The sequence below is a fragment of the Acidobacteriota bacterium genome (genome assembly GCA_033549365.1).
GTDB lineage: Bacteria > Acidobacteriota > Aminicenantia > Aminicenantales > Saccharicenantaceae > JAWSUF01.
The window spans coordinates 37,762-55,310 of the sequence record JAWSUF010000006.1; the positions used below are offsets into that span (position 1 = coordinate 37,762).

The window sequence follows — 17,549 nt, forward strand, 5'->3', positions numbered from 1 at the left end:
GGATTTTTCAGGCCGAAGGGCCTGAATCATCATGCCACAAAAAACACATGGATTCAATACGGGTCTTGAATTATAATGCCGTCATGAGAAAACTCCCTCTCCGGAAACAAACGGCCGCCGGGATCCTTCTGGCATCAGGGTTTCTGATTCAGGGACTCGCCGCCGCCGAACTCAAAATTACGGCGACGATTTTTCCGCTGTACGAGTTCGCCTCCGTCGTGGCCGGAGACCGGGCCGAGGTTCATCTCCTTCTCCCTCCCGGGGCGGATATTCATGTCTGGCGTCCCAAACCCGGCGACCTGCTGAATCTTTCCAAAAGCGATCTCCTCGTCTCCGTCGGCCGCGACCTCGAACCCTGGGTTCGGGATCTCACAGCCGGCTCGATTGCAAAAAACCTCCGGGTCTTCGAAGCCGCCCGGGGCCTGCCGCTGATCCGGGCGGATCATGATCACGACGACCACGGCCATGGCCATGATCACGGACATGGAGAGAGATATGATCCTCATGTCTGGCTCGACCTGGATCTGGATGTCCGGATTGTGGAAGCCCTGGCCCGGGAATTGTCGGCTCTCTCTCCTGCCGACGCCGGCGTTTTTTCGTCCAATGCCGAAACATACATCCGGAAGCTTCGGAATCTTGACGAGCGATATGTTGAGACACTGGCCTCCTGCCGGCAACGCCTTCTGGTGGTCGCCGGCCATGCGGCTTTCGGTTACCTGGCCCGGAGATACGGATTGGAACAGGTGTCGCTCTACGGGCTCAGCCCGGATGCTCAAGCCACCCCGAAAAAGATGATTGAAATCGTCGAGTTCGTCAGAAAGCGCGGCGTCTCCGCCGTCTTCACGGAAACCGCGGTTTCCGGCGCCCTGGCCGAAACCCTGTCGCGGGAAACCGGCGCCAAGCTTCTGTTTTTGAACCCGGGTGCCGCCCTCACCCGAAGCCAGATATCCCAAGGCGCAACGTTTCTAACTTTGATGGAAGACAATCTCAGGACTCTTGCGGATGGACTCGACTGCCGCTGAATCGGACATCCTTGTCTCCGTACAAGACGTCTCGTTTTCTTACTCTTCGTTTCCCGTTCTTGAGGACATCCATCTGGATGTTCTACGGGGCCATTTTCTCGCCGTCCTCGGCCCCAACGGCTCCGGCAAGACAACCCTGATCAAACTCATTCTGGGGCTCCTGAAGCCGGACTCGGGCCGCGTCCTCGTCATGGGCCGGCCCATCGAATCTTTGAAGGACAGAGGCCGCATCGGATATGTCCCTCAGAAAGCCACCCACATCGATACTTATTTTCCCGCTTCAGCCGCGGAGGTCGTGGATATGGCCTTGAAATCGACGGCCGGAACCGTCGGCCGGATCGCCGGCGTCCGGTCCGGAGCCGTCCGGGAGGCCTTGGACCGGGTAGGTATGGCCGATTTTGCCGGCCGGAGGATCGGAGACATGTCGGGAGGACAACAGCAAAGGGTTTTTATCGCCCGGGCTCTTGTCACGCGGCCCGACATCCTTTTTCTGGACGAGCCGACCGGAGGCGTGGACGCCGGGACCCAGACCCATTTCTACGAAACGCTCGGCGATCTCAACAAGTCGGAGAATTTGACCATCGTCATTGTGACTCACGACATCGGAATCGTCAACAAACATGTCAATACCGTGGCCTGCTTGAACCGGACTCTTGTTTACCACGGCACACACGAGGAGTTCTGCCGTTCGGAAACGCTCGGCCAGTTTCTCAAGGGGGGGCATCATCTTGTCGCCCACGAGCATTAAAAGGATGTGACGATGGAGGCGTTTTTCGAGTACGGGTTTCTTCAGCGGGCGCTTCTGGCCGGAATCTTCATCGGTCTGGCCTGTGCCCTGCTGGGGCTGTTTCTGGTGCTCCGCAAGGATGCCATGGTCGGACATGGATTGTCCCATCTGGCCTTTGCCGGCGTCGCCGTCGGTCTGTTTCTCAGCCTCCCTCCTTTGGCGGCGGCCCTGGCCGTCTGCGTGCTGACCGCTTTGATCATCATGAAAATCAAGTCCGTAGCCGGCCTGCACGGCGACACGGCCATCGGCATTTTCAGCAGCGTGGGACTTGCGGCGGGAATTCTGCTTGTTTCCCTGGCCCGGAATTTCAATGTCGATCTCATGGGTTATCTTTTCGGCGAAATTCTGGCCGTCACGCATTTCGAAGTCTGGCTGTCCGTGGGACTGGCGGGAGGCGTGCTCGCGGCCCTGCTGCTCAATTACTCCCGGCTTCTCTATATGACATTCGACAGGGAATCCGCTCAGGCTGCGGGCGTCAAGGTTCAGAGGCTGGAGACTCTACTCACCGTTCTCACGGCCGTGACGATCGTTCTGGGAATGAAGGTGGTCGGGATCATGCTTGTCGCCGCACTGCTGGTCATTCCGGCGGCCGGCGGGCTTCAGGTCGCCCGAAATTTCCGGATGGCCATGGCCGTCTCCGCGGCCGCGGCCGTCGTCTCCATCGCCGCGGGAATGGCGGCCGCCCTGGAATTCAATATCCCCGCTTCAGCGGCCATCGTTCTGATCTCCTTCGCGGTTTTTATCGGACTCCTGATTCTCGGAAAAATCAGGAAGTGAGATCGGGCTTGGGCTCGAGATCCTTTTCCATGCGTCGTTGAAGCGTCGCACCCATGCGCAAGGCCTTCCGTTTCAGAGTGGCGGCCCGGCGGACCGTTTTTCGCCGGAACTTTTCGTCTTGGATCTGGGGCAGGTTGATGCGGACGTTGTAATAGGCGCCTACGGCCGCTGTCTGGGCCGCAAGGCCCGCAACCCCCGCGTCGCTGAGAGAATTCCTGTTTCCTTTGTCCGCCGCGACGGCCGCCAATTTCAGAAGCTCCACGGCCATCTCCAGGACGCGCAGGGGAACCTCCGTGGCTTCACGCGTGGCTTCCTCGACGGCTCGGTCCCGCTCTTCAGCCTGCTCGGCGGAGCCTTTGGGCAGCTTGACGGCCTCCATGACCTTGTTGAAAGCCCGGGTATCGTCATCCACGGCCTTGAGCATGCGGTCCTTGAGATCCTGTGACTTCAGGGAAACGGTTTTCATGTCGTCGAGAACGGAAAGATACTCCTTCTTGCCGTAGGTGAGATTGGCCACCATGGCGGACAATGCCCCGGAAAGCACGCCGCAAAGGGCGGCCGCGCTGCCTCCGCCCGGGGCGGGGGAGTCCATGGACAGCTCATTCGCGAATTCCTTCAACGTCATGTCTTTCAGGGCGGGTCCCTGGTCCCGGAACCAATTCTCGATAATTTTCTTATCCGGCTCGAAAGGGCTGAGGTCCGAAAGCCCGAGAGAAAGAACGGCCGTTCGAATCAGCTCATCTTCCGGAACTCCGGGACTTTTTCCCTGTTTCTCCAGGTAATAACGGCCGGCTCCAAGGAGCGCGTCCTTGGGAATGAGGCCGACGAGTTCGCTTCCGGTCACGCGAAGGCCGAGCTTTTCCGCCTCCCGCACCACGTCATCAAAAACGATATGGGGCGGCGTGATTTTATAATTCGTGAAATTGATCGAGACTTGAGCGATCCCGTAATCGTCGATATACCAGCCGACGGCCTTGACGGCCTGAAACTTGCCGGGGATCTTCACCGCGGTTCCATCGGCCTTCCGGATGATGCGGCCGTCCTTGTCGCGTTTGGCCCGGCCTCCCTCACGGATATTCAAGGCGATCTCCTGGGCCAGGCGCCGCTCCCGCGTATTGAGATTGATGTTGTAGGCGATGAGAAACTCCCGGGCGCCGATGACCGTCGCCCCGCTTTTCGGATTGAAAACGGGACGGCCGAAATCCGGAGCCCAATCGGTCCGTCCGAGTTTTTCCGCTAACCCTTCGTATTCGCCGGCCCGGATGGAGGCCAGGTTTCTGCGTTCCGGCCGCCGGGCGGCTTCTTCGTAGAGATAGACGGGGATATCCAATTCGGAGGCCACGCGGGCGCCGAGTTCTTCAGCCAAACGGACGCAGTCCGACATCTCGACACCCGTCACCGGGACAAAAGGACAGACATCGGTCGCGCCGATGCGACTGTGAGCGCCTTTATGTGTTCTCATGTCGAGGATCTCGGCGGCTTTGCGGACGGCCCGGAATGCGGCCTCTCCGGCGCTCTCCGGAGTGCCGACGAAGGTTACGACCGTCCGATTCGTGGCTTCACCCGGATCGACGTCAAGAAGCTTGACTCCCGCAGTGGCTTCAATCTCGCGGACAATGGCCTGGATCTTGGCGGAATCGCGACCTTCGCTGAAATTGGGAACGCATTCGACAAGTTTCATTTTTCGACTCCTTTGACAATGGTGGATCTGAGAGTGCCCTTGGCGTCATAGATCTGCACAACCTCGAAGTTTCTCAGGGTGTCCACGATCCTATCCCGGCTTCCGGCGATCACGGCGATCGGCGGAAGTTGGAGATAATTCCGGGCGACGTCGCGGACGGCGTTCAGGTTCACCCGCCTCATTCCGTCGTAGTAACGGTTCCAATGGTCCTCGCCGAGATTGAAAAGGGCCATGAGAGCGGCCCGGCGGGAGACGTTTTCCAGGGACTCGATGCGGAGGGGAAAATTCCCGATGAGAAATGCTTTGGCCTGTTCGATATCGAAGGGCGTGACGGTTTCGTCGACCGCGGCCTGAAGTTCCTGCAGGATTTCCCGCAAGGCCGGCGATGCCGCATCCGGGATGATGCGGGCCCGGGTTCTGAAGACACCGCAGGTCCTGAAAAATTCCGTTTCGCTGAAGGCGTAGTAGGCGTATTGATTGGTTTCGCGGAGATTCAGAAACAGGCGGCTTCCCGTCGTTCCGCCCAGAACATGATTGAGGACCAGAAACGGGAAGAGATCGGCGCCCGTCGGCGGCATGATGACGTTCGCGGTGGAAATCACGGCATCCCGCGACCGGGGGACATCGATGAAAGCCACACGGAGTTTTTTGTTCGGCGGCGGAGGCGGAATGAAGTCTCTTTCAATTTTGCGGGATGCCCAGGTGTTGAGATGATGGCTGACTTTGCGTGAGGCCAGGCCGAGATTCAAATTTCCGGTCAAAACAAGAATGGCATTGTTGGGCTTGTAAAAGTTCTCGAAAAACGCCGCGATATCCTTTTGGCCGATCGCGGTCAGGGCATCCTCAGAATAGGCGATTTTGGCATAGGGATGGTCTTCGAAGAGAAGACGGAACATATGGCGGTTGGCGACAAATTCGGGGTCCCGGCTTTTTTCCACGAGCTCGTAATACATGGCCTTCTTGGCCGACTCCACCTCCCGGGCGGAAAACGACGCCTGAAGAAGCAGTGTTTTCAACAATTCCAGGGCGTCGTCAAGGTGCTCTTCGAGAAATGTCATGGAAAAGGACGAATAATCCATATGCGCGGAAGCCTGAAAAACCGCACCGAGCCCCTCAATGCGCTCCTCGATGTCGGCTGCGGAGAGCGCAGCCGTCCCCCTGTTCAAAAGAGCCGCCGTCAAAGCGGCGACACCGGGGCGGTTTTCGGGGGAGTCGACTTCTCCGGCCTGAATGATGAGGCGCAGGTGCATAAACGAGCTGCGCGGGCGTGGGACGACCGCAAGCTGAAGACCGTTGGACAGGGTGTGACGTTCGATCGGAGGCAGGCGAAGTTCGGGCAGCGGTTCGGGTGCCGGAGGGGATTTACGGAATCGCTCCTGACCGGCGGCGTCGGTGCCCCCGATCAACAGGATGAAGAACAGGCATGCCGCGGCGGTTTTCACGAAGGGCTGGGAACGCATCATCGAATCCTGATATTCAAAAGAACGGTTTTTTCCGTCAAAAAGTGCCTGTTGGCGGCGCTGATGATCATGGAAGGTGTGACCCTCATGTATTGGTTCAGGTCATCGTCCGGAGAAGAGAACGTCCCGCCGTCAAGAAAATGTTCCACCAGATAAATCGCCTTGTCCAGACTTGTCGATGTCCGCCCCAGATAATCGGCCCGGAACATGTTTTTCGCCCGCTGAAGTTCGGTTTCCGAAACCAGACTCGTTTTCAAACGGTTGATCTCTCCGGTAATGGTTTTCTGGCTGCGCTCGGCCATGACCTCGTTGTTGACCAGGGCGAAAATCCGGTAAGCGTGAACACCGGCCCTTTCCTCCAAGCCGCCTGAGAGATAAAGGACCAGCCTGTCCCTGCGGACGAGGCGCCTGAAAAGGCGCGACCCCCGGCCCTGAAGAAGCAGATAGTCGATGATCCCCAACGTGTGGATATCCCCCGGCTGGAGAGCGGAAAAACGAAAACCCATATGAAATCCCGGCGTCGAGGCCAGAGTCTCCGTCAATGTCTGAGACGCGGCTGCGGCTTCATAGGGGGGAGGGGGCGGTGTCGGGCCGCGAAGACCTCGCGGGATGGTTTCGAAATAGCGCGCCACCAGTTCGCGCGCCTTGGCGGCCCGGAAATCTCCCGAAATGCAGATCACGGCATTGTTGGGAACATAGAAAGTCCTGTGAAAGGCCGTCACATCCTGGTAAGTGATCCGATTCAAATCCTCATTCGTCCCGGACAGCGGGTGGGCCCGCGCATAATCCCCATACAGCATCCGGTCAAAGACCTGGGCGCCGGAAAGATGGGGATCGCCGCCCAGTCTCTGTCGGTTTTCTTCGATCAGCGCTTCCCGGGATCTTTCCACAGAAGCCGGAGACAGGGAAAGGGACAACATCCGGTCGGATTCCAGCCAGAGCAGAAGAGCCAGGTGCTGGGAGGGCGCCGTCTGAAAGAACATCGTGCGGTCATAAGCGGTCATCGCATTGAATTCGCCGCCGATCTTTTCGATGTAATGAATGTGCTGCATCGGGCTGATATTTTCCGAGCCCTGGAACATGAGGTTACCCATGAGATAGGCCAACCCCGACTTGCCGGGCGCATCATGAATGGAGCCGACACGATAGGCGACGACGACCGAAACCAGAGGCAGAGAATCATCCTCGGCCAGAATGACCTCCAAGCCGTTCCGCAGCTGATAACGTTCAACCGGAAAGGCCGGCGCACTTTGGGGCCGGACCTGCGCGGCCGGGGCTAACGCGGCGGTCAGACCGAGAAGGATCGCCGCCGCTTGAAGTCTCCATGTTCTGTGCATTCAAGGTTTTCCGTTCGAGTTGCGGAACACAAACAATATCACAAGGAAAATCGAAATATCAAATGCGCGTTGCATTGGCCCCCTGAAATGTGCTATCAATGAAGGCTATTCCGCTGATCATCGCCTCAAAGGAGACAACGACAAGATGGACTACGATGTCAAGGACTTGAAACTGGCCCCCAAGGGCAAGCTCCGTATGGAATGGGCGGGCCGCTCGATGCCCGTGCTCCGGCGGATTCAGGAAAAATTCGCCAAGGACAAGCCCCTGCGCGGCTTGAAAATCTCGGCCTGTCTGCATGTCACTTCCGAAACGGGCCGCTTGATGGAGGTTCTCAAAACCGGCGGAGCGGATGTCCGGCTTACGGCCTCAAACCCCCTGAGCACGCAGGACGATGTCGCCGCTTCCCTCGTCCGCAACACCCGGATCCCGGTTTTCGCCGTCAAAGGCGAGGACAACGCCACCTACTACAAGCATATCAACCAATCCCTCGATCACGGACCGCATATCACCATGGACGACGGGGCTGACCTCGTTTCGATATTGCATTCCAGCCGAAAGACTCTTCAGTCCGGCATTATCGGAGGAACCGAGGAAACAACGACCGGTGTCATTCGTCTGAAAAGCATGGCCCGGGAAAAAGTTCTCGCTTATCCCATCATCGCCGTCAACGACGCCCAGACCAAGCATTTTTTCGACAACCGTTACGGAACGGGGCAAAGCACCCTCGACGGCATCCTCCGGGCGACCAACATCCTTTTGGCCGGGCTGAGCTTTGTCGTCGCCGGCTACGGCTGGTGCGGGAAAGGTCTGGCCATGAGAGCCGCCGGAGCGGGGGCCCGGGTCATTGTTTGCGAAATCGATCCCGTCAAGGCCATCGAGGCCGTGATGGACGGTTTCACCGTCATGCCCATGGCCGATGCCGCGAAGATCGGCGACGTGTTCGTGACCGTCACCGGGAACAAGGGCGTGATCCGCCGCGAGCATTTCCTGAAAATGAAGGACGGCGCCATCGTCGCCAATTCCGGACATTTCAATGTCGAAATCGACATCCCTTCGCTGGCGAAGGCCGCCGCCGCAAAGCGTCCCATCCGCGAGTTCGTTGATGAATACCGACTGAAAAACGGAAAGCGGATCTATCTTCTGGGCGAAGGGCGTCTCATCAATCTGGCCGCCGCCGAAGGGCACCCGGCCATGGTCATGGACATGAGTTTCGCCAATCAGGCCCTCAGCGTTTTGTACCTTGCCGAAAAGAGCCGGTCGCTGGAAAACACCGTGTATCCCGTGCCGGAATCGATCGACCGCGAAATCGCGCGGCTGAAGCTTTCCTCCATGGGGATGCGGATCGACCGCTTGACGCCGGAACAGAAACGTTACCTGGCCGATTGGAAGGAAGGCACCTGAGCCGGGCCGAGGCTCAATCCCGCCGGTCCCGGATGGCCTTCAGATAGGCACTGAGCTTTTCCTGGGTTTCCAGATCGGTCACCCGCGAGATGATTTTCTCAAAAATCTCACGGGCTTTTTCCCACCGGCGGTTGTTGAAATAAGCTTCCCCGAGGTTCAAGTTGAACATCAGGTCGTCGGGGACGATTTTGACCGCCTGTTCATATGACGCAATGGCTTCGGAAAGATTGTTCCTTTTTTCGAGAATGAGGCCCTTCAGGTTGTGGGCCAGGGCAAATCGGGGTTGGATCTGGAGCGCGGACTGGATGTTTTCAAAGGCCTGATCGTATTGTTCCCGCGTAAAATGAAGACGCGCCAGGTTGTAGAAGGGGAGTTCACGCGATTCATAGGCGGAGTCGAGGATGGCTTTGCGGAATTCCGTCTCGGCTTCGTCGAGGCGGCCCATTTCCTGATAGATCGTGCCGAGATTGTTGCGGGCCTCCGTAAAACGCGGATTGATTTCCAGGGCTTTCTGGAAATCCTTGATGGATCTCTCGAAATCCCCCTTCATGGAGTTAGCCAGACCCATGGCGTTCCAGGCAAGATGGAAGCGGGGATTGAGGGCGAGGCACCTGTTCAGAGACTTGACGGCTTCATCCAGATCGTTGTTGTTGAGATGAAACAGGCCGACATTGTATTGATATTGAGGATCCTTTTGACGCGCCCTCTCGGTTTTCTGGGGAGACGAGGCGCACAGGGCCAGGCTCAGGCAAACGATGGGAATCAAAGCGGTTCTGAGCGGCATCATGAGTTCCTCCTTCATTCATTTTTCAACGAACGCGACATCAAGTCAACAAGGGCCCGGCGGGCGGATTTCCGCCGGTAGAGAACCCGGTCAACCTGTTCACAGATCGGCATTTCCACTCCGGCTTTTGCGGCCAGTCGTCTTATGGAGCGGGTCGTCCGGACTCCCTCCGCGACCATGGCCATGCCGGCCAGGATATCGCCGACGGGACGGCCGCGGCCGATTTCCATGCCGACGAACTTGTTGCGGCTGAGGTCTCCGGTGCAGGTCAGGACCAGATCTCCGATCCCCGCCAGCCCGGCAAAGGTCTCCGGACATCCGCCGAGGGCGACCCCGAGGCGCTTCATTTCCACAATGCCCCGCGTGATGAGCGCGGCCCGGGAATTGTGTCCGAACTCGAGGCCGTCGCTGATTCCCGCCGCAATGGCGATCACATTTTTCACGGCGCCGGCGATCTCGACGCCGGCGACATCCCGGGACACGTAGACCCTCAGCCGGATTCCGGAAAGAAGGGCCTGGATCCTCAGGGCTTTTTTCCGGTTTTGACAGGCCAGGACGACCGCAGTCGGATGACCCAAGGCGACTTCCCGGGCGAAACTCGGACCCGAAAGAACGGCCGTTGCCGGATCGGCATACGGGCCGATCGTTTCGGCCATGATTTCGGTCATGCGTTTCAGGGAACGTTCCTCGATTCCCTTGGTCAGGCTGATCAGCGTCTGACGGCTCGAAATTCCCGGCACGGCCCGGCGCATGACGCTCCGGCTGAATTGGGCGGGCACGGCAAAGAAGACGACATCGCCGAAAGAGGCGGCGTCGGCCGGGTCCCGGGTGAATGACACGTTTTCGGAAAAGCGGAACCCCGGCAGAAATCTTCGGTTTTCCCGCGACGCCAGAACTTCGCCGAAGACATCCTCTTCTCGGATCCAGAGCCGGACTGGAAGGCCCAGGCCGCCGAGATAACGGGCGAAAGCCGACCCCCAGCTTCCTCCACCGATGACTCCGGCTTTCACAGCGGTTTCGTCCTTCCCAGACGCCGCTCCTCCCCGCGGAGAAGACGTCCGATATTATCCCGATGTTTGAAAACGACGAGGATCGCAACGGCGGCTCCGGCGATAATGGTCGCTGAAGCCCCGCCGAGAATCAGATTGACCAGAGGGAACAAGGACACACCGATCATGGATCCCAGGGAGACAACGCGTGTCGACGCGACGAGGATCAAAAAGGCCAGCAGACACAAGGCTGCGGGACCCAAAGCCAGTGCGGCGAAAACGCCCATGGCCGTGGCCACGCCTTTGCCGCCGCAAAACCCGATATAGACCGGAAACATGTGTCCGACAACGGCGAAAAGACCCGCCGCCGCCGCCCAAGTCAGGTCTCCCTCGAGACGAAAAATCAGAAACGGCGGCAAAAAACCTTTCGCGACATCGATCAGCAGAACGGGAACCGCCCAACGCCAGCCTTTCATGCGGAGCATATTCGTGAAACCGGTGTTTCCGCTGCCCGTTTTGCGGATGTCCTGTTTCTCCGTCCATCGATAGAGAAGATACCCCGTCGGGAAGGCCCCGGCAAGATAAGCGGCGATAAGATAAAGAATCGTCATGGCAGACGGACCTCCCTGAGCACCGCATATTGAGCGCCCGACGGGTGGAGACGGCTTTCAAAAAGGGTGACCGTCTCGGCCGTCATGACGCCGAATTCGCTGTCCCGGTGCTCTTTCAAGAGCTCGAGAATCCGGCCGAGCCCGGCAGGTTTTCTGACTCGGCCCAGAGTGAGATGGGGATGAAAAGCCTTGGCTTCGCGAGGGAAACCGGCTTTTTCCAGGGTCGACTCGACATCCTCCTGAAAACGCATCAGAGAGGGCGACGGATCGATTTCCGCCCAGAGGATCCGGGGCCGGGATGCGCCCGGGGGAAAAACGCCCGTCCCTTTCACGGAAAGAGGAAATGTCCCATGGCGCGAAGCGATCTCTTCCAGGCATCGGCCGGCTGCGAGGGCCCGGTCGTCCGAAACCTCCCCCAGGAATTTCAGGGTCAGGTGCACGGCATTCGGACGAAGCCAACCGACGCCTTCCCCCCGGCTCCTCAGCCTGCCGACGAAATCAATAAGAGAGGCCTTGATTTCGCTGTCAATGGCGATGGCAACGAAAGCTCTCAAGCTGTTCGTCCTTGCCCGAGGCTTGTCCGCCGCAGGATTTTTTGGAGGTGGAGGCGGAGAATGTCCAGAGCTTTTTGGGAGGCCTGGGCCTTGATCTGGTTTCTGTTTCCGGGGAAAACATTTCGGACAACGTCAACCTTTCCTTCATCGGCGAGGGCGATGAAAACCAGGCCGACAGGTTTCCGGAGCGTTCCTCCCGAGGGTCCGGCGATGCCGGTGACGGCCAAACCGATATCGGCCCCCGATGTCTTTCGGATTCCCTCCGCCATGGCCTCGGCAACCGGCCGGCTGACGGCGCCGTATTTTTCAATGACCGCGCGGGGAACGCCGAGTCTCCGGATTTTCGAGGTATTGGCGTAGCTGACAACGCTTTCCAGGAAAAACGCCGAACTCCCGGGAACATCCGTCAGCCTGTGGCCGATCAGACCTCCCGTGCACGATTCAGCACAAGCCAGAGTCAATCCCGATAGACTGAACAGTTGCGCCACGGCACTTTCGAGCCGGATATTGTCCCGGGCATAGACGCAGGATCCGAGCCGGGATTCGATCATTTCCGTCACTCTGTCCATGGCGGAGACTGCTTCGATGTCGTTATCCCGGGAGGCCATGGACAATTGAATTTCGATGTCGCCGGGAGCCGCCAGGGTGGTCAGAATCATGTTCGGGGGAACGGCGGGATAGACGTCGCGGAGACGTTCTTCCATGGTCGACTCGCCGAGCCCGGCCGCTTTCAAAACCCGGCGGATGAGGCATCCCTGCTTGGCCTCCTCCAAGCGGGGGAGGATATGGTCTTCAAACATCGGGATGAGCTCGCGCGGCGGTCCCGGAAGAAGAGCGATCATTTTCCGTCCCTGCCGGATCCACTGTCCGGGGGCTGTTCCGTGGGGATTGGGCAGGATTTCAGCACCCTGGAGAAGATAAGCCTGTTTCCGGTTCGACGGCGGCATGGGAAGCCGGCGCTTCCGAAAACGTGCTTCGATGTTTTTCAGGATTTCCGGACGAAAGATCATTCGACGCTTGAGACAACCGGCCAGCGTTTCCCGGGTGCGGTCATCCTCCGTTGGACCCAACCCGCCCATGATCAGGATCAGATCGGCCCGCCGGAGAGACGAGCGGATAGCCATCCCGAGATCTTCCGCTTCGTCGCCGACAACGGTTTTAAAGGACAGGCGCAATCCCCAATCGGCCAACCGGCGGCTGAGATAAAGCGAGTTGGTATCCTGGAAGCGATCCGTCAGAAGTTCGCTGCCGACGGCGATCACTTCGATCCGGGGCGCTCTCGCTTTTTTCATAACAGACGCAGGGCTCCATGAACACAGAGGGCGGCGAGGATTCCGGCGGCCATGTCGTCGGCCATAATACCCCAACCCCCGGGAAGAGACTCCAGCTTTCCGATGGGAAACGGCTTGAAAATATCAAGAATCCGGAATAGGAGAAAAGCCAGGGCGAGGGGAAACCATTCCGAAGGAACCGCCGTCAAAGCGGCCAATTGACCGCAGACCTCGTCGATGACGACAGGGCGGGGGTCGCTCCGGCCGATGGAACGGGCATAGGCGCCGGCCGAGATGACGCCGACGGCGAAAACCGCAGTGATGATCAGAAGCAGATACGGAACACCAAGGCGGCTGAGGCAGACATGATAAAGAAGAACCGTCAGGAGGCTGGCCAGGGTTCCGGGCGCGACGGGAAAACGGCCGATGCCGAAAACCGTCGCCGGAATCGCCCACAAGGTTTTCATGATGCCGGCCTTCCGGTGAGATCATAAACATCGGCGGCTTCGATCCGGACATTGACGATGGGGTTTTTCCTGCTTGTGCCGCCTCGTCCCGTCTTGATGAAAATGACCCCGTCCACCTCCGGGGCTTGAAAACGGCCTCTTCCGATCGAAAGATCCGGCGCTTCCCGGGAAACACCTTCTACCAGGACGGCTTCCGTCGAACCGATACGCGCGCGGTTGCGTTCGAAGGAAATTTCCGTCTGGAGCCGCATCAGCGAAGCCCGCCGTCCCGTCTTCGCCGCGGAAGACACCGGATCGCCCAGGCGGAAAGCCGCGGTTCCGGGTTCCGGAGAATAGGGGAAAACCCCCAGATGATCGAAACGGGCTTCTTTGACAAACATTTTGAGCTTCCGGAACTCCCGGGATCCCTCCCCAGGATAGCCGACGATGAGGCTCGTCCGCAAGGCCACACCGGGAACCCGGCTGCGGATTTTTTCGATCAGGGCCACGGCTCGGGCGGCGTCCATCGTCCGGCCCATGCTGCGGACGACGGCCGGATCGGCATGTTGAAACGGGAGATCGAGGTAAGAGCAGATCCGGGGGTCTTTGAACATGTCCAGGAGCTCATCCGTCACACCTTCGGGATATCCATAAAGGATGCGGATCCAGGCCAATTTCCTGATGGAAAGAAGGGATTTCAACAAACCGGGAAGTTTTCTCTTTCCGCCGCGATCCATCCCAAAAGATGTCGTATCATGGGAAACCAGGACGATTTCCCTGACGCCGGACGACACAAGATTTTCGGCTTCACGTACGATGGAGGCCTCGGTTCGGGACCGGAGGGGCCCCTTGATGATGGGAATGGTGCAGAAACCGCACCGCCGGAGACAGCCTTCGGAGATCTTGAGGTAGGCCCAGGAGCGAGGTGTCGAGATCAACCGGGGAGTCGTATGATTGTAAAGAAACGCCCTGTCGCACGATCGGAAGGGACGTCCGGCGGCCGCCGCCGCGATTTTGGCATAATCCCCGACATCCAGCCAGGCGTCGACTTCGGGAAACCGGCGCTTCAAGGCTTCGCCGTCCTTCCGCACATAACACCCGGCGACCACGAGTCGCTTTCCGGCATCGGCCGCTTTCAGAGCGGCCGCCTTCCGCAGGACGGACAGACTTTCCTCCCGGGCGGGCTGAATGAAACCACAGGTGTTGACGATGATGACGTCGGCCTCGTCGGGGCTGGGAACCGGATCGTAGCCGGATGTCTTCAGGATTCCCAGCATGACCTCGCTGTCCACGAGATTCTTCGCGCAGCCCAGACTGATCAGTGCGGCCGTTTTACGATTCATGGTTCCGATCCCGAGGCCAATGAATATCCCGGGACCTCCCTCTCAAGGATAAATCCGGTAGAGAAGCCGGGGAAAGGGAATGGTTTCCCGGATGTGCCGGATACCGCAAAGCCAGGCCACGGTCCTTTCAACCCCCAGACCGAACCCCCCATGGGGAACTGAGCCGTATTTTCTGAGATCCAGGTACCATTCATAAGCCGCCTGCGGCAGATCGTGTTCCCGGATCCTCTGTTCCAGGAGTTCATGGTCGTGAATGCGTTGCCCTCCGCCGATGATTTCGCCGTATCCCTCGGAAGCCAGAAAATCCACGCCCAGCGCCAGTTCGGGCCTCTCGGCATCGGGCTGCATATAAAAGGCCTTGATTTGGGAAGGAAAGTGGGTGACACAGACGGGGGAGTCGTAGATCTGGGAAATCAGGGTTTCTTCGGGAGCGCCGAAATCGCCGCCCCATTCGATGGCCGAGCCCCGGGCCTGCAGCATGGGCAGAGCCTCATCGTAGGTGAGACGGGGGAACGGCCGGGCGATTTTCTCCAGAGGGGCGCAGTCGCGTTCCAGAGTCTCGAGATCGCCGCGTCTTTTTTCGAGAACACGTTTGAGAATGAACATCACGAGATCTTCGCCGAGAGTGATGACATCCTGAAGTGTCGCAAAGGCGACCTCGGGTTCGACCATCCAGAATTCGATGAGATGGCGGCGCGTCTTGGATTTTTCGGCCCGGAAGGTGGGGCCGAAACAGTAGACCTTGCCGAAGGCCATGGCCGTCGCCTCGTTGTAGAGCTGTCCGCTCTGACTGAGGTAAGCCTTCTGGTCGAAGTACTGGGTTTCAAAGAGGGTGGTCGTCCCCTCACAGGCGCTGGGCGTCAGGATGGGAGTGTCCATCAACCGGAAACCGCGGCCGTCGAAAAAGTCCCGGATGGCCCGGATGACCTCGGTTCGGACCTGAAGAACGGCATGCTGTTTCTGGGACCTGAGCCAGAGGTGGCGGTGTTCCATCAGAAACGGCGTGCTGTGTTCCTTGGGAGTGATGGGATAATCCTTGGCGACCTGAAGAATCTCGATCTCCTCAAGGGCGATTTCATATCCCCCCGGTGCACGCGATTCGGCCCGGACGCGGCCCCGGGCGATGAGCGAGGATTCCTGAGTCAGGGTGTCGAAGGCGGCGAAGAGAGGGTGATCTTTCTCCCGCCCGAAAACCGTAGCCTGGACGATTCCGGTTCCGTCCCGGATGACCAGAAAGCGGACCTTGCCGCTCGACCGTTTGTTGTAGAGCCAGCCCCGGATTTCGACGTCCTGGTCGACCGCCCCGGCCAAATCCTCGATATAAACCCACTTCATGATTTTCAGATTATACGGTAAGCTCAACCCGCACACAACCCCAAATCCGGAACTGTGCGGAAAAAACGCAGGCTCTTGCTTCTTTTCCTTAGTGCGTTTTTTCCCTTTCAGGCGGGCCGATATCACCACATCGATTTCGTCGCGGCCTGCTCGACGTAGCTCAACTACGCCTGCGCAGTCCGCTCCTCATCGCTGCGGCAATCCCGTCCCGCGCACAGCCCCGGAGCCGGGGTCGTACGTGAAAAAAACGTTTTCACCCTACGGGCGAGTCGATCTCACCATTCCGACGAAGCGCCGCTTGAGTTTTTGAAGGGGATGGATTAAGGTGAAATCCATGGCCGTTCCCCAACCGTTTCAGCCGGTTTTGCTCATCTGCGGAATCATCTCGGGGGATGATGTTCTTTTCCGGAGGGCGGAAGACGGGCTCGTCGAGTCCTTCGACGCCGTCGACCTGACCGGCCCGGCGATCCCGTTTGATCTCACCGAATACTATGCCGAAGAAATGGGAACCGGGTTGCGACGGAAATTCCTTTCCTTCGATAGACTGATCGCGCCCCAGGATTTGAGCGGGATCAAGATCAGAACAAACGCTCTGGAGGAAGCTCTGAGGGATAATAGCGGGGGATCCCGCCGTCCGGTCAACATCGATCCCGGATATCTCACATCCGCGGCCTTGATCATGGCCACGGCCAAGAATTTCGCCCACCGCATCCCTCTCGACAAGGGCATTTATGCCCACCTCGAATTCCTTTTCGGAAAACACGGCATCCGGACGCTGGACTGGACCTATCCGGATTTCCGCCGGCCCGACCACCACGCGTTCTTCCAGGAAGCGAGGAAGCGCTACCTGAACCGGATTCGCGCTCCGGAACTTTAGAGGCGAGTTTCGCCGGGAGCTCAGGACTCCGAGCGGAACTCTGCACGTGTCTATTCGCGGAAATCCAGACGCGGATCACTTGGGAAGGCGCCGGGCCGCTTTCAGATAGCCCGCGAGATCGGGATCCCGCCCGAGCAGGGCTTGTCCCGCGGCCAGAGACGCCATGAGATCTCTATCGAGAGGATCGCAGATCACGGCGTCCAACCCCGCCTGAGCGGCAAGAATGAGAAGGGTCCTGTTGACAAGACGGCGGTGGGGGAGACCGAAGGACACGTTGCTCAATCCTGCGATCGTCCGGACTTCCGGGAGGTGTTTTTTAATCAAAGCTAAACTGTCGAGAAAAAGCTTTCCGGCCGCCGGATCCGCTCCGACGGGCCTGACCAGAGGATCGACCAGAATATCTCCGGCGCCGCAGCCGTTCGCGGCCAAGACTTCGATGGTCCGCCCGGCCGCCGCCAACGCGGCTTCAGGGGAATCGGGGAGACCGCCGTCATCGAGAGAAAGAACAATGACGAGCGGCCGGTATTCCCGGACGAGAGGCAAAACCGCCTGCAGCCGGCGGGATTCTCCGGTCAACGAGTTGAGAACGGCCCGTCCGCGATGGGCTTTGAGCCCGGCTTCCAGGGCCTCGGGGTTGGGGCTGTCGATGGCCAGAGGAACGTCTGCGGCCGCCTGAACCAAGGGCACGGCCCAGGCCATGGCTTCGACTTCCGTCTCAATGAGCGCTGCGGCATTGAGGTCGATGTAGGATGCGCCCGCCCGCACCTGATCTCCGGCCGTCGATTCGAAGAAGGTCCGGTCCCGGCTCTCGAAAGCCTTGCGTACGGAACTCCGGGTGGAATTGAGCCTTTCCCCGATAATGATCACGGGCGC

17 protein-coding genes are annotated in these 17,549 nt (G+C 59.0%); 5 read left to right on the top strand and 12 right to left on the bottom strand.

Annotation, left to right across the window (positions count from 1 at the left end; translation table 11 throughout):
- Positions 1-83 precede the first annotated feature (83 nt).
- Genes SCM96_09865 through SCM96_09875 form a run of 3 tightly spaced genes read left to right on the top strand, consistent with a single transcriptional unit; the run spans position 84 to position 2,586 of the window.
- Positions 84-1,022 carry a zinc ABC transporter substrate-binding protein gene (locus SCM96_09865; protein ID MDW7760927.1) on the top strand — a complete coding sequence of 313 codons (939 nt, stop codon included), beginning with the start codon at positions 84-86 and terminating at the stop codon, positions 1,020-1,022.
- Complete coding sequence (locus SCM96_09870; GenBank protein MDW7760928.1) at positions 1,003-1,770, top strand: metal ABC transporter ATP-binding protein; 768 nt, start codon at positions 1,003-1,005, stop codon at positions 1,768-1,770. Before SCM96_09865 ends, SCM96_09870 begins: the two co-directional genes overlap by 20 nt.
- 12 nt (positions 1,771-1,782) lie before the next feature.
- Positions 1,783-2,586 carry a metal ABC transporter permease gene (locus SCM96_09875; GenBank protein MDW7760929.1) on the top strand — a complete coding sequence of 268 codons (804 nt, stop codon included), beginning with the start codon at positions 1,783-1,785 and terminating at the stop codon, positions 2,584-2,586.
- Here the strand turns inward: SCM96_09875 and ftcD are convergent.
- Genes ftcD through SCM96_09890 form a run of 3 tightly spaced genes read right to left on the bottom strand, consistent with a single transcriptional unit; the run spans position 2,576 to position 7,064 of the window.
- Positions 2,576-4,267, bottom strand: a complete 1,692-nt coding sequence (gene ftcD / locus SCM96_09880) for a glutamate formimidoyltransferase (GenBank protein ID MDW7760930.1) — start codon at positions 4,265-4,267, stop codon at positions 2,576-2,578. The genes SCM96_09875 and ftcD overlap by 11 nt on opposite strands.
- Positions 4,264-5,730 (bottom strand): pitrilysin family protein, encoded by a 1,467-nt coding sequence (locus SCM96_09885; protein ID MDW7760931.1) that lies wholly within the window; start codon positions 5,728-5,730, stop codon positions 4,264-4,266. The genes ftcD and SCM96_09885 overlap by 4 nt, the downstream gene beginning before the upstream one ends.
- Positions 5,727-7,064: a pitrilysin family protein gene (locus SCM96_09890; GenBank protein MDW7760932.1), complete on the bottom strand. Its 1,338-nt coding sequence runs from the start codon at positions 7,062-7,064 to the stop codon at positions 5,727-5,729. The genes SCM96_09885 and SCM96_09890 overlap by 4 nt, the downstream gene beginning before the upstream one ends.
- A gap of 145 nt (positions 7,065-7,209) precedes the next feature.
- Here SCM96_09890 and SCM96_09895 point away from each other — a divergent pair, with 145 nt between their 5' ends.
- Positions 7,210-8,466 (top strand): adenosylhomocysteinase, encoded by a 1,257-nt coding sequence (locus tag SCM96_09895; protein ID MDW7760933.1) that lies wholly within the window; start codon positions 7,210-7,212, stop codon positions 8,464-8,466.
- A gap of 13 nt (positions 8,467-8,479) precedes the next feature.
- Here SCM96_09895 and SCM96_09900 read toward each other — a convergent pair whose 3' ends face one another.
- The 8 genes from SCM96_09900 to asnS are packed head-to-tail and all read right to left on the bottom strand — an operon-like array spanning position 8,480 to position 15,799.
- Positions 8,480-9,253, bottom strand: a complete 774-nt coding sequence (locus SCM96_09900) for a tetratricopeptide repeat protein (protein ID MDW7760934.1) — start codon at positions 9,251-9,253, stop codon at positions 8,480-8,482.
- An 11-nt stretch (positions 9,254-9,264) separates the two neighbouring features.
- Positions 9,265-10,260, bottom strand: a complete 996-nt coding sequence (locus SCM96_09905; GenBank protein ID MDW7760935.1) for an NAD(P)H-dependent glycerol-3-phosphate dehydrogenase — start codon at positions 10,258-10,260, stop codon at positions 9,265-9,267.
- Positions 10,257-10,850, bottom strand: a complete 594-nt coding sequence (plsY, locus tag SCM96_09910; protein ID MDW7760936.1) for a glycerol-3-phosphate 1-O-acyltransferase PlsY — start codon at positions 10,848-10,850, stop codon at positions 10,257-10,259. Before plsY ends, SCM96_09905 begins: the two co-directional genes overlap by 4 nt.
- Positions 10,847-11,404: an RNA 2',3'-cyclic phosphodiesterase gene (thpR, locus tag SCM96_09915; protein ID MDW7760937.1), complete on the bottom strand. Its 558-nt coding sequence runs from the start codon at positions 11,402-11,404 to the stop codon at positions 10,847-10,849. The genes plsY and thpR overlap by 4 nt, the downstream gene beginning before the upstream one ends.
- Positions 11,401-12,696, bottom strand: a complete 1,296-nt coding sequence (locus SCM96_09920; protein MDW7760938.1) for a competence/damage-inducible protein A — start codon at positions 12,694-12,696, stop codon at positions 11,401-11,403. Before SCM96_09920 ends, thpR begins: the two co-directional genes overlap by 4 nt.
- The gene (locus tag SCM96_09925) at positions 12,693-13,142 is read right to left on the bottom strand and encodes a phosphatidylglycerophosphatase A (protein MDW7760939.1); all 450 of its coding nucleotides are present in this window, start codon (positions 13,140-13,142) and stop codon (positions 12,693-12,695) included. Before SCM96_09925 ends, SCM96_09920 begins: the two co-directional genes overlap by 4 nt.
- Positions 13,139-14,464: a 30S ribosomal protein S12 methylthiotransferase RimO gene (rimO, locus tag SCM96_09930; GenBank protein MDW7760940.1), complete on the bottom strand. Its 1,326-nt coding sequence runs from the start codon at positions 14,462-14,464 to the stop codon at positions 13,139-13,141. The genes SCM96_09925 and rimO overlap by 4 nt, the downstream gene beginning before the upstream one ends.
- Before the next feature lie 42 nt (positions 14,465-14,506).
- Positions 14,507-15,799: an asparagine--tRNA ligase gene (asnS, locus tag SCM96_09935; protein MDW7760941.1), complete on the bottom strand. Its 1,293-nt coding sequence runs from the start codon at positions 15,797-15,799 to the stop codon at positions 14,507-14,509.
- 334 nt (positions 15,800-16,133) lie between these two features.
- On the opposite strand from asnS, the gene SCM96_09940 reads away from it, so the two are divergent.
- Positions 16,134-16,676 (top strand): DUF4416 family protein, encoded by a 543-nt coding sequence (locus tag SCM96_09940; GenBank protein MDW7760942.1) that lies wholly within the window; start codon positions 16,134-16,136, stop codon positions 16,674-16,676.
- Between the two features lie 75 nt (positions 16,677-16,751).
- Here SCM96_09940 and SCM96_09945 read toward each other — a convergent pair whose 3' ends face one another.
- Positions 16,752-17,543, bottom strand: a complete 792-nt coding sequence (locus SCM96_09945; protein ID MDW7760943.1) for a dihydropteroate synthase — start codon at positions 17,541-17,543, stop codon at positions 16,752-16,754.
- Between the last annotated feature and the right edge of the window lie 6 nt (positions 17,544-17,549).

Coding starts and splice junctions, on each gene's coding strand:
- SCM96_09865 (MDW7760927.1), top strand. CDS start 84: ATGAGAAAACTCCCTCTCCGGAAACAAACGGCCGCCGGGATCCTTCTG.
- SCM96_09870 (MDW7760928.1), top strand. CDS start 1,003: ATGGACTCGACTGCCGCTGAATCGGACATCCTTGTCTCCGTACAAGAC.
- SCM96_09875 (MDW7760929.1), top strand. CDS start 1,783: ATGGAGGCGTTTTTCGAGTACGGGTTTCTTCAGCGGGCGCTTCTGGCC.
- ftcD (MDW7760930.1), bottom strand. CDS start 4,267: ATGAAACTTGTCGAATGCGTTCCCAATTTCAGCGAAGGTCGCGATTCC.
- SCM96_09885 (MDW7760931.1), bottom strand. CDS start 5,730: ATGATGCGTTCCCAGCCCTTCGTGAAAACCGCCGCGGCATGCCTGTTC.
- SCM96_09890 (MDW7760932.1), bottom strand. CDS start 7,064: ATGCACAGAACATGGAGACTTCAAGCGGCGGCGATCCTTCTCGGTCTG.
- SCM96_09895 (MDW7760933.1), top strand. CDS start 7,210: ATGGACTACGATGTCAAGGACTTGAAACTGGCCCCCAAGGGCAAGCTC.
- SCM96_09900 (MDW7760934.1), bottom strand. CDS start 9,253: ATGATGCCGCTCAGAACCGCTTTGATTCCCATCGTTTGCCTGAGCCTG.
- plsY (MDW7760936.1), bottom strand. CDS start 10,850: ATGACGATTCTTTATCTTATCGCCGCTTATCTTGCCGGGGCCTTCCCG.
- SCM96_09920 (MDW7760938.1), bottom strand. CDS start 12,696: ATGAAAAAAGCGAGAGCGCCCCGGATCGAAGTGATCGCCGTCGGCAGC.
- SCM96_09925 (MDW7760939.1), bottom strand. CDS start 13,142: ATGAAAACCTTGTGGGCGATTCCGGCGACGGTTTTCGGCATCGGCCGT.
- rimO (MDW7760940.1), bottom strand. CDS start 14,464: ATGAATCGTAAAACGGCCGCACTGATCAGTCTGGGCTGCGCGAAGAAT.
- asnS (MDW7760941.1), bottom strand. CDS start 15,799: ATGAAGTGGGTTTATATCGAGGATTTGGCCGGGGCGGTCGACCAGGAC.
- SCM96_09940 (MDW7760942.1), top strand. CDS start 16,134: ATGGCCGTTCCCCAACCGTTTCAGCCGGTTTTGCTCATCTGCGGAATC.